Annotated in this window: 13 protein-coding genes; 8 read left to right on the plus strand and 5 right to left on the minus strand. The window is 63.7% G+C overall.

The genetic code is table 11. The features are described 5' to 3' along the window. Positions 1-54: 54 nt before the first annotated feature. The 4 genes from aat to trxB are packed head-to-tail and all read right to left on the minus strand — an operon-like array spanning position 55 to position 3094. The gene (gene aat / locus ACREP4_RS15480; protein WP_431597087.1) at positions 55-804 is read right to left on the minus strand and encodes a leucyl/phenylalanyl-tRNA--protein transferase; all 750 of its coding nucleotides are present in this window, start codon (positions 802-804) and stop codon (positions 55-57) included. Next, positions 801-1934 (minus strand): GNAT family N-acetyltransferase, encoded by a 1134-nt coding sequence (locus tag ACREP4_RS15485; RefSeq protein WP_431597088.1) that lies wholly within the window; start codon positions 1932-1934, stop codon positions 801-803. Before ACREP4_RS15485 ends, aat begins: the two co-directional genes overlap by 4 nt. Beyond that, a complete protein-coding gene (locus ACREP4_RS15490; protein ID WP_431597089.1) occupies positions 1931-2092 on the minus strand; it encodes a hypothetical protein in 162 nt (53 codons plus the stop codon). The genes ACREP4_RS15485 and ACREP4_RS15490 overlap by 4 nt, the downstream gene beginning before the upstream one ends. 24 nt (positions 2093-2116) lie before the next feature. After that, positions 2117-3094 (minus strand): thioredoxin-disulfide reductase, encoded by a 978-nt coding sequence (gene trxB, locus ACREP4_RS15495; protein WP_431597090.1) that lies wholly within the window; start codon positions 3092-3094, stop codon positions 2117-2119. Positions 3095-3383: 289 nt separating this feature from the next. Between trxB and ACREP4_RS15500 the strand changes: the two genes are divergently transcribed. The 7 genes from ACREP4_RS15500 to ACREP4_RS15530 all read left to right on the plus strand — a co-directional run bounded on the left by ACREP4_RS15500 (position 3384) and on the right by ACREP4_RS15530 (position 11288). Beyond that, positions 3384-5744, plus strand: coding sequence for a DNA translocase FtsK (locus ACREP4_RS15500; protein ID WP_431597091.1), 2361 nt, complete (start codon positions 3384-3386; stop codon positions 5742-5744). A gap of 94 nt (positions 5745-5838) precedes the next feature. After that, positions 5839-6477: an outer membrane lipoprotein chaperone LolA gene (gene lolA / locus ACREP4_RS15505; protein ID WP_431597092.1), complete on the plus strand. Its 639-nt coding sequence runs from the start codon at positions 5839-5841 to the stop codon at positions 6475-6477. 185 nt (positions 6478-6662) lie between these two features. Then, entirely contained in the window at positions 6663-7967 is a 1305-nt protein-coding gene (locus ACREP4_RS15510) for a replication-associated recombination protein A (RefSeq protein WP_431597154.1), read from the plus strand. Between the two features lie 36 nt (positions 7968-8003). Further along, positions 8004-8390: a fluoride efflux transporter CrcB gene (gene crcB, locus ACREP4_RS15515; RefSeq protein ID WP_431597093.1), complete on the plus strand. Its 387-nt coding sequence runs from the start codon at positions 8004-8006 to the stop codon at positions 8388-8390. Positions 8391-8499: 109 nt separating this feature from the next. Next, positions 8500-9546, plus strand: a complete 1047-nt coding sequence (locus ACREP4_RS15520; protein ID WP_431597094.1) for a glucokinase — start codon at positions 8500-8502, stop codon at positions 9544-9546. 3 nt (positions 9547-9549) lie between these two features. Then, on the plus strand, positions 9550-10554 hold the full coding sequence (locus ACREP4_RS15525; RefSeq protein WP_431597095.1) for a N(4)-(beta-N-acetylglucosaminyl)-L-asparaginase: 1005 nt from the start codon (positions 9550-9552) through the stop codon (positions 10552-10554). Then, positions 10551-11288, plus strand: a complete 738-nt coding sequence (locus ACREP4_RS15530) for a copper homeostasis protein CutC (RefSeq protein WP_431597096.1) — start codon at positions 10551-10553, stop codon at positions 11286-11288. The genes ACREP4_RS15525 and ACREP4_RS15530 overlap by 4 nt, the downstream gene beginning before the upstream one ends. 13 nt (positions 11289-11301) lie before the next feature. On the opposite strand, the gene ACREP4_RS15535 is transcribed toward ACREP4_RS15530, so the two are convergent. Beyond that, positions 11302-11883 carry a hypothetical protein gene (locus ACREP4_RS15535; RefSeq protein ID WP_431597097.1) on the minus strand — a complete coding sequence of 194 codons (582 nt, stop codon included), beginning with the start codon at positions 11881-11883 and terminating at the stop codon, positions 11302-11304. Positions 11884-12185: 302 nt separating this feature from the next. Here ACREP4_RS15535 and ACREP4_RS15540 point away from each other — a divergent pair, with 302 nt between their 5' ends. Further along, a complete protein-coding gene (locus ACREP4_RS15540) occupies positions 12186-13286 on the plus strand; it encodes an oxygenase MpaB family protein (protein WP_431597098.1) in 1101 nt (366 codons plus the stop codon). Positions 13287-13545: the final 259 nt, after the last annotated feature.

The raw sequence follows: 13545 nt of genomic DNA on the forward strand, positions 1-13545 counted from the left end.
TGGGCCTAAGGGCGGGGATTTTACGCCGCCGCGCGCAATCATGCAAAGTTTGCGTTAAGTGGTTGTGGTTTCAGCAAGGAATGCCGCGGAAAGCTCGCCAAATCGGCCTGTCCACGCGCCCACATCGGCCGGCTGCTGTACCAGTTCGCGGATTCTGCGCAAAAAATCGGGCCGGGGCAGGTGCTCGGCGCCCATCCGCATCAGGTGCGGGTTCTCCACCTGGGTGTCGATGAGCGGCCAGCCCCAGTCGTGCAATGTGTGCGCCAATGCGGCCAACGCGACCTTGGAACCGCCACTGCGGCCACTGAACATGCTTTCGCCGAAGAACATCCGGCCGATCGCCACACCGTAGATGCCGCCGACCAGCGCTTCGCCGTCGAACACTTCCACCGAATGCGCATAGCCGAGTTGATGCAGCGCTACATAGGCGCGGTGCATGTCATCGGTGATCCAGGTGCCATCCTGGCCGGGGCGGGGCGCCTGCGCGCAGGCCCGCATCACGTCGGAAAACGCAGTGTCCGCACGAATCCTCCAGGGCGATGCGCGCAGTTCACGGCGGAATCGCGACGACAGGTGCACGCCGTCGGTGCGGAACACCATGCGCGGATCCGGCGACCACCAGAGCAGTGGCTGCCCCTCCGAGAACCACGGGAATACACCGCCCGCGTAAGCGTTGAGCAAGCGCACCGGGCTGAGATCGCCGCCGACGGCGAGCAGACCATCCGGCTCACGCAGCGCAAGTTCGGCCGGCGGAAATGGGGCGTCGCTGGCATCGTCCAGCAGGTACGGGCCTTTGTTGCTCATGGCGTGCCCTGCGGCTTGAACGGGGAATGACGTTGCAGTGTTGCGTGATAGCGGCCGACCTCGCTCCGCTCGCGTGCGCACCAGTCACGCAATGCCTGACGGAACTCCGGATGCGCGATCCAGTGTTGGCTGCGCACTTCGGTAGGCAGAAAACCGCGCGCGAGTTTGTGTTCGCCCTGAGCGCCCGGCTCGAAGCGCTGCAGGCCTTCGCGCAGGCAGTATTCGATGCCTTGGTAGTAACAGGTTTCAAAGTGCAGGCCGGGCAGGGTGGCGCCGCCCCAATAGCGCCCGTAGAGCGTATCGGCGCCGCGCAGACACAGTGCGCCGGCAATCGGTTCGTCGTCCTGCATGGCCAGAAACAGCACCAGCTGGCGCGGCAGCTGCGCCGCCAGATGCCGCAGAAATGGCAGCGTCAGTGCGGGTGAATTGCCGTATTCGGCGAAGGTCTGCAGGTAGAAGCCGTGCATCGCGCGCAACTCGTCGGCGCTGGCTTCGTCGCCATGACGGACGACGAAATGAATCCCGGCGCGACTGACCTTGGCGCGCTCCTGGCGGATGTTCTTGCGGTGTTTGTGATCCATCGATGCGAGGAAATCATCGAAGTTCTGCCACTGTGGTTGTCGCTGCCACTGGAACTGCACGTCCTTGCGTTGCAGCCAGTCGGCATCGAACAAAACCGTCTCTTCGCTCATATGAAAATTGATATGCGCCGACGACAGCGACTCACGCTCCACATACGCAAGGATGGCCGCAAGCAGAGCGCGACGGTCCGCATCGTCGCGGGCCAACAGACGCGGTCCGGTGACAGGCGAATACGGCACACCGCCCAGCCACTTTGGGAAGTACTCCACACCGTGCCGCGCATAGGCGTTGGCCCAGGCGTGGTCGAACACGAATTCACCGTGCGAGTTGTGCTTGAGATAGCCCGGCGCCGCGGCGATCAATTCGTCGCCGCGCCACAAAGTCAGATGCTGCGGCTGCCAGCCCCATTCCTCGCGCAGGCAGCCGTGCTGTTCCAGCCCGCTCAGAAAGGCGTGGCTGACGAAGGGGTTGCTGCCGTCGTGCAGCGCATTCCAGGCGGATGCCGTGAGATCTGCGAGCGATGAAACGACGCGGAGTCCGGTTGTCATGGCTGCAGCTGCAAGACGTTGATCGTGGGCGGATTGACCGGCCTCAATGGCAGGCCAATCTCCCCAATGCCGCGCCAACGCCACAACAGCCCGGCGATGGCCGGAAAGACCCGCCAGCTGCCGTGAAACAGCAGCTGTTTGATCAGCACCTTATCCATGCCGGCGGTTGTGGCGGTTTGTAATCAGGCGCTCTGTGCGTCCAGGAAGCGCTCGGCATCCAGTGCGGCCATGCAGCCGAAGCCGGCCGAGGTGATTGCCTGGCGGTAATGCTGGTCGGCGACGTCGCCGGCGGCGAACACGCCCTCAACCGAGGTCTGCGTGGCGTTGCCGCCCAGACCCGAACGGATTTCCAGGTAGCCGTTGTTCATTGCCAGCTGGCCGTCGAACAGACTGGTGTTCGGGTGATGGCCGATGGCGACGAAGAAACCGTGGGCCTCGATGTCACGAGTGCTGCCGTCCTGGGTGGACTTCACGCGTACGCCGGTCACGCCCATTTCATTGCCCAGCACTTCGTCGACCGCGTGGTGCCAGACGGTTTCGATCTTGCCGGCCGCGACCTTGGCGAACAGCTTGTCCTGCATGATCTTTTCCGCCTTGAGCGTGTCACGGCGGTGCACCAGGTAAACCTTGCGGGCGATGTTGGACAGATACAGCGCTTCTTCCACGGCGGTGTTGCCGCCGCCGACCACGACTACGTCCTGATCCTTGTAGAAGAAGCCGTCGCAGGTGGCGCAGGCGGAAACACCGCGGCCCTTGAAGGCTTCTTCCGACGGAATGCCGAGGTACTTGGCGGTGGCGCCGGTGGCGATGATCACCGCGTCGGCGGTGTATTGGGCGTTGTCACCGATCAGGGTGAATGGGCGCTTGGACACGTCGGCGGTGTGGATGTGGTCGAACACCACTTCGGTCTCGAAACGCTCGGCGTGCGCCTGCATGCGCGCCATCAGGTCCGGGCCCATCAAGCCATGCGCGTCGCCCGGCCAGTTGTCCACTTCGGTGGTGGTCATCAGCTGGCCACCCTGCTGCAGGCCGGTGATGACCAGCGGCTTGAGGTTGGCGCGCGCGGCATAAACGGCGGCGGTCCAGCCGGCAGGGCCGGAGCCCAGAATGATCAGCTTCTGATGGCGGGTGGGCAGGGTCGGGGCGCTGGAAGTGCTCATGTATACTCGCGAAAGTCGGGGTTGAAGGCACGATCGCTGCATTGCGCAACCGTCCGGGCAAGCCCATAGAGTGGCGGTCGAGTCACAGTGAATCAAGGCACGTGGATGGAATTGCGCGGCCCGTCTGCTGGCAATCTTTCCCTTTGTTGTACGTTGCTGCTGCCATCCGGCGGTTTTTTGGCGTTTTCTGTATCTGCGCAGTACAACAGTGTCTGCCGAGCGGATGAAACACCGCGTTCTGTCGTTTAATATCAAGCACTAACCGTGCATTTCTAAGGTCTGGTCAAAGGTGGCGAAACAGGTCCCGGAACGTGGCAAGAACTCCAGCGCGGGCGCAGCCGCCCGCAAGCAGGCGGCCGCAATGGACAATCCGCGCCGGCACAAGCTGTGGCGCGACCTGGCGTTGATCGCCATCGCCCCAGCGCTGCTGTATCTGCTGGCGAGTCTTTTTACCTATTCCCCCACGGATCCGGGCTGGTCGCAGGCCGGTTCAGTGGTCGCGCCCGTGCACAACGTTGGCGGCCAGGTTGGCGCGTGGATTGCCGACGTGATGCGGCAGTTGTTCGGCTATGTGGCCTATTTGATTCCGCTGGTGCTGGCGGCGGTGGTGTGGATTGCCATGTTCGGCCTCAACCGCGAAGAGCGCGGTCAGGACGACCTGGGGCCGGCACTTCGGTTGATCGGCATTGTGGGTTTCCTGATTGGCGCGACGGGCTTTTTGTATCTGCGCCTGCCGCCGGGAGATGTCGCCCGCGCCGGTGGTGGCCTTGGTTCATTGGTCGGAAAATCGCTGCAGAGTGGGTTTGGCCCGGTCGGCAGCAACTTGTTCATTCTGGTGCTGTTGCTGACCTCGATCACGCTGGCAACCGGGCTGTCCTGGTTTGCCGTGATGGAGAAGATCGGCAAGTGGGTGCTGGCACTCGGGCCGATGCTCGACAAGAAGAAGGAGCAGGCCAGCGAGTGGCAGCAGACCCGCGTGCTGCGCGAGGAACGCGAAGAAGTGCGCAAGGTGGATGCCGAAGTGCGTGCCAAGCGTGAGCCGGTGAAGATCGAACCGCGCCCGGCACCGGTCATCGAGAAGAGCGACCGCGCCAAGCGCGAGACGCAGATTCCGATGTTCCAAGGCGTCAATGGCGACGGCTCGGACATTCCGCCGCTGGCGCTGCTGGACGACCCGAAGCCGCAGCCCAAGGGTTACGACGAGCAGACGCTGGAAACGCTGTCGCGGCAGATCGAATTCAAGCTCAAGGATTTCCGCATCGATGCGGTGGTGGTCGGTGCCTATCCGGGCCCGGTGATCACCCGCTTCGAGATCGAGCCTGCGCCGGGCATCAAGGTCAGCCAGATCAGTTCGCTGGACAAGGACATCGCGCGTGGCCTGTCGGTGAAATCGGTGCGCGTGGTTGATGTGATTCCGGGCAAGTCGGTGGTCGGTCTGGAAATCCCCAACGTCACCCGCGAGATGATCTTCCTGTCCGAGCTGCTGCGCTCGAAGGAATACGACAAGTCGGCCAGCGTGCTAACCCTGGCGCTGGGCAAGGACATTGCCGGCCGGCCGACCGTGGCGGATCTGGCGCGCATGCCGCATTTGCTGGTCGCCGGTACCACTGGCTCGGGCAAGTCGGTGGCGGTCAACGCGATGGTGTTGAGCCTGCTCTACAAGGCCAGCCCGAAAGACCTGCGCATGCTGATGATCGACCCGAAGATGCTCGAACTCAGCGTCTATCAGGGCATCCCGCATCTGCTGGCGCCGGTGGTCACCGACATGAAGGAGGCCGCCAACGGCCTGCGCTGGTGCGTGGCCGAGATGGAACGCCGCTACAAGTTGATGAGCGCGGTGGGCGTGCGCAACCTGGCTGGCTTCAACAAGAAGATCAAGGACGCCATCGACGCCGGCCAGCCGCTGATGGATCCGCTGTTCAAGCCGAACCCGGAAATGGGCGAGGCACCGCGCCCGCTGGAGCCGCTGCCGTTCATCGTCATCTTCATCGACGAATTCGCCGACATGATGATGATCGTCGGCAAGAAGGTCGAAGAGCTGATCGCGCGTCTGGCGCAGAAGGCACGTGCCGCCGGCATCCATTTGATTCTGGCCACGCAGCGCCCGTCGGTGGACGTGATCACCGGCCTGATCAAGGCCAACATCCCGACCCGCGTCGCCTTCCAGGTCAGCTCCAAAATCGACTCACGCACCATCCTCGACCAGTCCGGTGCCGAGGCGCTGCTGGGCAACGGCGACATGCTGTATCTGCCCCCCGGCACCGCGTTGCCGGACCGTGTGCACGGTGCGTTCGTGTCCGATGAGGAAGTGCACCGCGTGGTCGAGCACCTCAAGGCCAGCGGTCCCGCCGACTACATCATGGGCGTGTTGGATGAAGTGCAGACCATGGGCGACGGCATTGTGGTCGGTGCGACCGGTTTGCCGGAGAGCAGCAGCGCTGCTGGCGATGAATCCGACCCGCTGTATGACGAAGCACTGCGCATCGTCACCGAGACCCGCCGCGCGTCCATTTCCGGCGTGCAGCGGCGTTTGAAGATCGGCTACAACCGCGCCGCACGCTTGATCGAAGCGATGGAAGCGGCCGGTGTGGTCAGCCCGCCAGAACACAATGGCGACCGCTCGGTGCTGGCACCGCCGCCGCCGAAATAAACGGCCGGGTGGCATTCACGCAATGATTGCCGCCCATTCAGATTGAAAGCGGCAGACTCTGCCTCACACCATTCCTCCCAGATCACGACCCGCCATGAATGCTTTCCTGCGCCATTCGTTTATTGCTGTTGCCTTGGCCTGTACCGGTGTTGCCGCGACCGCCCATGCCAGTGCCCGTGACGACCTGAAGACCTTCACCACCGGCCTGCGCGGCCTGGATGGTCAGTTCTCACAGCAGGTGTTCGATGCGCGCGGCAAGCTGAAGGAAACCTCCAGCGGCCGCGTGGCGCTGTCGGCACCGCGTTTGTTCCGTTGGGAATACACCCGCCCGCATCCGCAGCTGATCGTCGCTGATGGCGCCAAGGTGTGGGTCTACGAACCCGACCTGGAGCAGGCCACCGTGCGCGAGCAGGGCGCCGAGGAACAGAACAGCCCGTTGACCGCGCTGATCAACCCGGCGCTGCTGGAGCGCCAGTACGACCTCAGCGAAGAAGCCGCGCCGCGCGACGGCATGCAGTGGCTGTCGCTCACGCCCAAGCGCGAAACCGAGGCCAGCTTCCAGTTCGCCGCGCTGGGCTTTGCCGCTGGCGGCCTGAGCCGCATGGAAGTGGTGGACGCCGTCGGCCAGCGCACCGTCATCGATTTCAGCGGATGGAAGAAGAACCCTGGCTTCGCTGCAGACACCTTCCGCTTCGTGCCGGGCAAGGATGTGGACGTCATCGGCGAGCGTTGATTCGCTTACAGGACAACGCTGCCTGCTGAGCAATCCCTTCTCCCGCGCGCGGGAGAAGGTGCCCCAAAGGGGCGGATGAGGGGCGGGGTTGGAGGCTGCCGCGTTAGAATGCCAACGTGGCCAGATCCCGAAACATCTTCATAGACGACGCCCCCGCCGACCTGCTGAGTGTCGACCGGGAAAGCATGCGGCCGCTCGCCGAGCGCATGCGCCCGCGCACGCTGGATGAAATGGTGGGGCAGAAACGCCTGCTTGCCGCCAACACCGCGCTGCGACGCGCGGTGGAATCCGGTCATGTGCATTCGATGATTCTGTGGGGCCCGCCGGGCTGCGGAAAAACCACGCTTGCCTTGCTGTTGGCGCAGTACGCCGATGCCGAATTCAAGGCGATTTCCGCCGTGCTTTCCGGCCTGCCGGACGTGCGCCAGGTGTTGGCTGCGGCCGCGCAGCGGTTCGCCGATGGCCGTCGCACGGTGCTGTTCGTGGACGAAGTGCATCGCTTCAACAAGGCGCAGCAGGATGCGTTTCTGCCGCATATCGAGCGCGGCACCATTATTTTTGTCGGTGCCACCACTGAAAACCCCTCCTTTGAATTGAACTCGGCCTTGCTGTCGCGCTGCCGCGTGCATGTGCTGGAGTCGGTCGCGCCGGAGGATGTGGTCGAAGCGCTGCAGCGTGCGCTGGCGGATGAGGAGCGTGGCTTTGGCGGGCAGGACATCACCGTCTCGCCGGAATCACTGCTGGAAATCGCCCGCGCCGCCGATGGCGACGTGCGCCGTGCGTTGACGCTGCTGGAGATCGCGGCCGAACTGGCAACCGGCGAGGGCGGCGAGATCACGCCGGAAACCCTGCTGCAGGTACTGGCCGACCGCACCCGCCGTTTCGACAAGAACGGCGAGCAGTTCTACGACCAGATATCGGCGCTGCACAAATCCGTGCGCAGCTCCAATCCAGACGGTGCCATCTATTGGCTGGCGCGCATGCTCGATGGCGGCTGTGATCCGTCCTATCTGCTGCGCAGGCTGACCATCATGGCGGTCGAGGATGTGGGCTTGGCCGATCCGCGTGCGCTGGAAATGGCGATCAACGTGTGGAATGCCTATGACCGCATCGGTGCGCCGGAAGGTGATATCGCGCTGTCCAATCTGGTGGTCTACCTGGCCAGCACCGCCAAATCCAATGCCGCGTACATGGCGTTGAAGGCCGCGCGCAAGGATGTCGCCGAGCTGGGCACGCAACCGGTGCCGATGCACCTGCGCAACGCGCCCACCCGTTTGATGAAGACCTTGGGATACAGCCAGGGCTATCAATACGATCACGATGTTGAAGGCGGCATCGCACTGGACCAGACCGCGTTCCCGGACGACATGGGCGAGCGTGTGTATTACCAGCCGGTCGAACGGGGGCTGGAAATCAAACTCAAAGACAAGCTCGACCGGCTGCGCGTCGCGCGCGAGCAGGCACGCGCCCAGCGCAAACCCGGGGCGTGATGCGCCGCCCTCAACGCATCGCGGGAGATTGAGGGTATGTGGCTTTCCTTTCTGGCCATCGGTGTCGGCGCGGCGATCGGCGCGTGGCTGCGTTTCGGTTTGAGTTTGTGGCTGAACCCGATGACCGGCTCGGTGCCGCTCGGCACGCTCGCTGCCAATCTGCTGGGCGGTTATGCGATTGGCCTGGTGTTGGCGTGGCTGGCGGCGCGGCCGGACCTGGCGCCGGAATGGCGGCTTTTTCTGGTGACCGGGCTGCTGGGCGGATTGACCACATTTTCGACCTTCTCCGCCGAAGTGGTGGACATGCTGCAGCGCCAGCATGTTGGCTGGGCGCTGACCACCATCGGCCTGCATCTGGGCGGCTCCCTGTCGATGACGGCGCTGGGCTGGTGGACGTGGCGGGCATTGCGCCCTTTGGTCTGAAAGCAGCATTCCAAACACTGGGACGATGCCGCATCATGCGCGCACCAATGAGGGAGAGCGTCAAAAACATGTCGCAGCTGCAAGCAAAGGGAAGGGCTGGCCTGTGGTCGTGAACAGCAGTGACGCCGCCGTTGAAGCACAGGGGCCGGCTGAGCCCGTCGCGCTGATTGGCGCGGATGTCGGCGGCACCTACGCCCGCCTGGGTTGGGCCGAGCTGGTGCCTGGCCAGCCCATCCAGATCCGAGACTTCCGTAGATACGCCTGCGCGGACTACCCAAGCCTGGCGGCGATCCTGCGCCACTACATGCAATCGCTGCGGCAGCCCGCCGCGCTGCCGCCGGTGCGACATGCCGTGGTGGCCATTGCAGGTTTGCTGGACGGCGACACGCTGCTGAACACCAATCTGGCCTGGCCGGTATCACTGGCCGCCACGCAACGCGATGCCGGGTTGGAACGGCTGGAGCTGATCAACGATTTTGTGGCGGTTGCGCAGGCGATGCCGCATGTCGACCGCACCACGCTGCATCGCATCTGTGGCCATGGCGACGACATTCCCACCGGCCCCGCCGTGGTGCTTGGCCCCGGCACCGGTCTGGGCGTGGCGGTTCGATTGGGCACCGGTACGCCATCGGTGCTGCCGAGCGAGGCTGGACACGCCGCCTTGGCGGCGAATACGGCGCTGGAGCGCGACGTGCTGCAACTGCTGTCGCAGCGCTACGAACATATCGACAACGAGCGCGTGCTGTCCGGCCCTGGCCTGATGGCGCTGTATGCGTGCCTGTGCGAACTGCGCGGCGCGGCGGTGCGCTGGCGTGACCCAGCCGAGCTGGTTGCCGCCAGCCGTGGCGGTGACCTGCTTGCGGTGGAAAGCATCCAGGCGTTCTGCGGTTGGATGGGCAGCCTGGCCGGCGACTTGGCACTGACCTTCGGCGCGCGTGCGGTGTACCTCACCGGCGGCGTCACCGGCCATATCGCCGCAGAACTGCACGACGGCGCGTTCCAGAAGCGCTTCGTGAGCAAGGGCGCGCTATCTCCGGCCTTGCGACAGGTTTCCGTGTGGCGGGTTGATCACGGCGAGCTGGGCGTGCTCGGCGCGTTGGCTTGGCATGCCGATCGCCTGAGTGATGAGCTGTCCACCAATGCTTCAGGAGTTTGATTGATGAGTACGCGCAGACAGTTCCTGCAAACCTCGATGTTGCTGGGCGCCGCAGGTGCCGCGCCGGGATTGCTGGCATCGCCGACCGGCGCATCTGGTGCGCGAGTGGTGTCCACCTGGGATTTCGGTGTGGGCGCCAACCAAGCGGCGTGGAAAGTATTGTCTGCCGGCGGCAATGCGTTGGATGCCGTGGAAGCCGGTGCGCGCTGGGCAGAAAGCGAGCTGTGCAATCCCACGGTTGGCCGCTGCGGCAATCCGGACCGCGATGGTGTGCTGTCGCTCGACGCCAGCATCATGGCCGGCGACGGCCGTTGCGGTTCGGTCGCGGCATTGACCGACATCCTGCATCCGGTGTCGGTTGCGCGACGGGTCATGGAGCAGACGCCGCACGTGATGCTGGTGGGCGAGGGCGCGCAGCAGTTCGCCGTGCAACAAGGCTTTGAACGCCAGCATCTGCTCACGCCGGAAGCCGAGAAGGCATGGCGCGAATGGTTGAAAACCGAACACTACGCGCCGCAGATCAATGCCGAACGTCGCGGTCTGCCGGGCAACAAGGACAACCACGACACGCTCGGCATGCTTGCCATTGATGTGAACGGGCAGATGGCCGGCGCCTGCACCACCAGCGGCATGGCGTGGAAGCTGCACGGCCGCGTCGGCGACAGCCCGATCATCGGCGCTGGCCTGTATGTGGACAACGAAGTAGGCGCGGCCACCGCATCCGGTGTGGGCGAGGAGATGATCCGCAACGCGGCATCGTTCCTGGTTGTCGAATTGATGCGGCAAGGATTGTCGCCAGCCGATGCCTGCCGCGAAGCCATTGGCCGCGTCGTGCGCAAGCGCCCGGAAGCCAGCCGCACCTTGCAGGTGTGCTTCCTTGCATTGAATCGCAATGGTGAAGTTGGCGCGTATGCGCTGCACCGTGGTTTTGTCTACGCGGTGTGCGATGCCAAACGCCAGGATGCGTTGCTGGAATCGTCGTCGGTCTATACGAGCACGCAGACGTGAGTACGCCGTTTTTGCTGGAAATCGCCTGTAATTCAGCTGCATCAGCATTGGCCGCAGCGCAGGGCGGGGCCGACCGCGTGGAGTTGTTCGAGAACCTGGAGCAGGGCGGCACCACGCCGTCCTACGGCACCTTGGCAGTCACGCGCGACAAAGTGAAGCTTCCCTTGTTCGTGCTGATTCGCCCCCGGCCGGGTGACTTTTTCTACGACACACTTGAACGCGATCTCATGCTGCGCGACATCGAAATGTGCCGGCGATTGGGCTGCGACGGGGTGGTGATCGGTGCGTTGGATGCCGACGGCAATATCGACCTGCCGTTGTGTCGCGAGCTGGTGGCAACAGCCGGGCCGTTGGGCCTGACCTTTCACCGCGCGTTCGACGCGGCGCGCGATCTGCCCGCCGCATTGGAAGACGTTGTGACGTTGGGTTGCCAGCGCATTCTCAGTTCGGGCGGCGCAGCCAGTGCATTGGACGGCAGTGCGATGTTGTCGCACTTGGTGGCACAGGCGGGCACGCGGGTTCAGATGATGGCCGGCGCCGGTTTGAACGCGCAGAACATCGCAACGGTGGCGCAGCAAAGTGGTTGCCGGCAGCTGCACGCCTCAGCCAAAGCGGTGCGCACGTCGGCAATGCGTTTTCAGAATCCCGCATTGATCGGGCTGGAAAACGATTGGTCGCAGACCGACGCACAACGGGTTGCCGAGCTACGTCAGGCGCTGCAAAACGCAGCGTAACGGTGCCACTTCCTCAGCACGGAAGCGGCGATTCGTTTCTTTCAAGACGGGCGCTTGCGCCGGTGATGAGCAGGTCCAACATCACTTCCATCTGCTTGCTGCCGTAGGTATTCACGCCAAGGTCGGCGACCCGGCGCAAATGCGGATATGCGGCGGGATCTTCCTCCAGCAATGCACCTTTGAGCGCTCGAATACGCGGGCGGCCGCCTTCGGCCGTCGCCTGCGCAGCGTCACGCGCGTGGCTCAATGACATGGAGATCAGCAGCGACACCAAGCGTGTTGCTGTTTCATCTGCAAAGCCCGCGCATTGCAGGCGCTCGAATAATGCTTCGGTGGGTTCCAATGCCCACGCCGCGATGGAGCCGCCGAACCACAAGTATTCGGCCAGCCCGCCCACGCCGAGGACGCCCTCGAAAAACCCCATACCGTAGATTTTGCAAGCGTCTTCCCAGCTCGCCGCGTTGCGCACGTCCGCCCCGGAAAAGCGGGCGGTAAACGCATCCATCGCCACCAGGCCAAGCAGGGTTTGCTTGTCCTTGACGTGATAATTGAGCGCCTTGCGGTCCACGCGGAGGCTGTCGGCCAGCGTCTGCATGGACAGCGCGTCGGCGTCGATCAGGCGCGCCGCTTCGACAATCTGCTGCAGATCAAGCCCGGCGCGCTTGCCCGGTTTGCGTTGCGTGGCGGTGGTCGGCTTGCGAAGTCTGGGCATGAATCACGGGGATGGCGTCGAGGTGACGCATTCATTGTCAGGGCAAGGGCGTTCCCCGCCAACTGTACCCCCAGGGCGGTCTAACTGAGACTTTTTGCCAGCTAACTTGACGACCTGGATTTTTGGGAATAGCGTGCGCAAAAGTCATATTCCCTCCCGGGAATATGTGTCCAGAGGATGATGTGATGAGCGCCAAAGTAAGCAAGGTAGTGACCCAGCCAAACAAGGTGGTGACACGGGAGCGGTTGCTGGGCAACGAAAACCGCTGGCGGCGGCATGGCGAGCCGACACCAGCGGCCGCCGATGAGGGAGTGGATGACGGCGTGTTCGGCCCGGGCTCGGTGGCCTGGGATGTGCTGCTGCACCCGGCCACCATCGTGTTCCAGACCGCCGCCCAATCCGTGCTGCAGTTCACCTACAAACCCATTTATGCCGGTCTGCGTGATTGGGACCCGATGTCACGCAAGGGCAGGGTGGGGCAGCTGACCCTTTTCGATGTGTTTGACCGCAACCAACGCAACTCCGGCATCCACGCGCCGATGTGGTTGGGCGACACCGATACCGCCAAACGGGTGGCGTTGCACCTGGCGCGCATCCACGAAAAGGTGGCTGCCGACCTTATCGACGGCGGCGACCCGACACTGGGCGGTTATGCAGCCAACTCGCCGCGTGATTCGATGTGGGCGGCACTGACCGAGCTGCATTCGATGCTGTGGTTGTACGAAGGCCTGAGTTTCCGCGGCGGTTGGTTTCCGCGCCGGTTGCCGGCCGCCAAGCGCGACCAGTTCATCGCGGAAGTCGCCGAGTACTGCAAGTTGTTCCCGGCGCGCGAAGAACCGTTGCCTACCAACATGGCCGAGTTGCAGGCGCTGTACCGGCGCGATGCACGCTTGTTCGGCATGCCCAAGTCCATGCAGATCATTCCCGAAACCGGGCAGAACTACCCACAAGTGGTGGCGGACTCCATTCGCAAGAACCACCATCCTTCGCAGTTCAAGGTGAAGGTCCAGATGTTCCTGCAGCGGGTGGTGCTGCGCATCCCCGTGCTGGGTGTGGTATCGCGCAAAACCCACCGTTCGATGGGCATCGGTCCATGGAAGGGAACCGCATTGCGTACTGCCCGCTATCTGTTGCTGCCGATGATCTGGTTTGTGCAACAACCGCCGGTAGAGCGCTACTTCATGCGAATGATGTGGGGCCCGGATGCCGTCAAGTTGATTCAACTTGCGCGGGAGAAACAGCAAGCCGCTCGCCACAGCGCATCCGCCGCCCACAGCAAGGCGTAGATCGACCGCCGCAATGCGGCGGGTTGGCCGAGCAACAGATGCGCTCCCGGTAGTACGAATCGTTCCTTTCCTTGTCAGGTGATCGCATCACCTGCTGGCGCTGCCGTGTGCCTGACACACACGCGGCAGCGCCGTGGAAGGCGCGTGATTGACCGTGTTGGCTCTAGCTAAGCCCCTCTCCCGCTTGCGGGAGAGGGGTTGGGGTGAGGGCGCTTCTGCTTCTCCTGCATCACGCTTTCCAACATGCCTTCCCAGCGGA

Origin of the sequence: Stenotrophomonas sp. (genome assembly GCF_050737575.1) — a bacterium.
GTDB lineage: Bacteria > Pseudomonadota > Gammaproteobacteria > Xanthomonadales > Xanthomonadaceae > Stenotrophomonas.

What these genes read in the sequence shown, in the direction of transcription:
- ACREP4_RS15490 (WP_431597089.1), bottom strand. Translation starts at nt 2,092, where the DNA reads ATGGATAAGGTGCTGATCAAACAGCTGCTGTTTCACGGCAGCTGGCGG.
- ACREP4_RS15510 (WP_431597154.1), top strand. Translation starts at nt 6,663, where the DNA reads ATGCGGCCGCTCGCCGAGCGCATGCGCCCGCGCACGCTGGATGAAATG.
- ACREP4_RS15540 (WP_431597098.1), top strand. Translation starts at nt 12,186, where the DNA reads ATGAGCGCCAAAGTAAGCAAGGTAGTGACCCAGCCAAACAAGGTGGTG.
- ACREP4_RS15485 (WP_431597088.1), bottom strand. Translation starts at nt 1,934, where the DNA reads ATGACAACCGGACTCCGCGTCGTTTCATCGCTCGCAGATCTCACGGCA.
- crcB (WP_431597093.1), top strand. Translation starts at nt 8,004, where the DNA reads ATGTGGCTTTCCTTTCTGGCCATCGGTGTCGGCGCGGCGATCGGCGCG.
- aat (WP_431597087.1), bottom strand. Translation starts at nt 804, where the DNA reads ATGAGCAACAAAGGCCCGTACCTGCTGGACGATGCCAGCGACGCCCCA.
- ACREP4_RS15535 (WP_431597097.1), bottom strand. Translation starts at nt 11,883, where the DNA reads ATGCAGACGCTGGCCGACAGCCTCCGCGTGGACCGCAAGGCGCTCAAT.
- ACREP4_RS15525 (WP_431597095.1), top strand. Translation starts at nt 9,550, where the DNA reads ATGAGTACGCGCAGACAGTTCCTGCAAACCTCGATGTTGCTGGGCGCC.
- lolA (WP_431597092.1), top strand. Translation starts at nt 5,839, where the DNA reads ATGAATGCTTTCCTGCGCCATTCGTTTATTGCTGTTGCCTTGGCCTGT.
- trxB (WP_431597090.1), bottom strand. Translation starts at nt 3,094, where the DNA reads ATGAGCACTTCCAGCGCCCCGACCCTGCCCACCCGCCATCAGAAGCTG.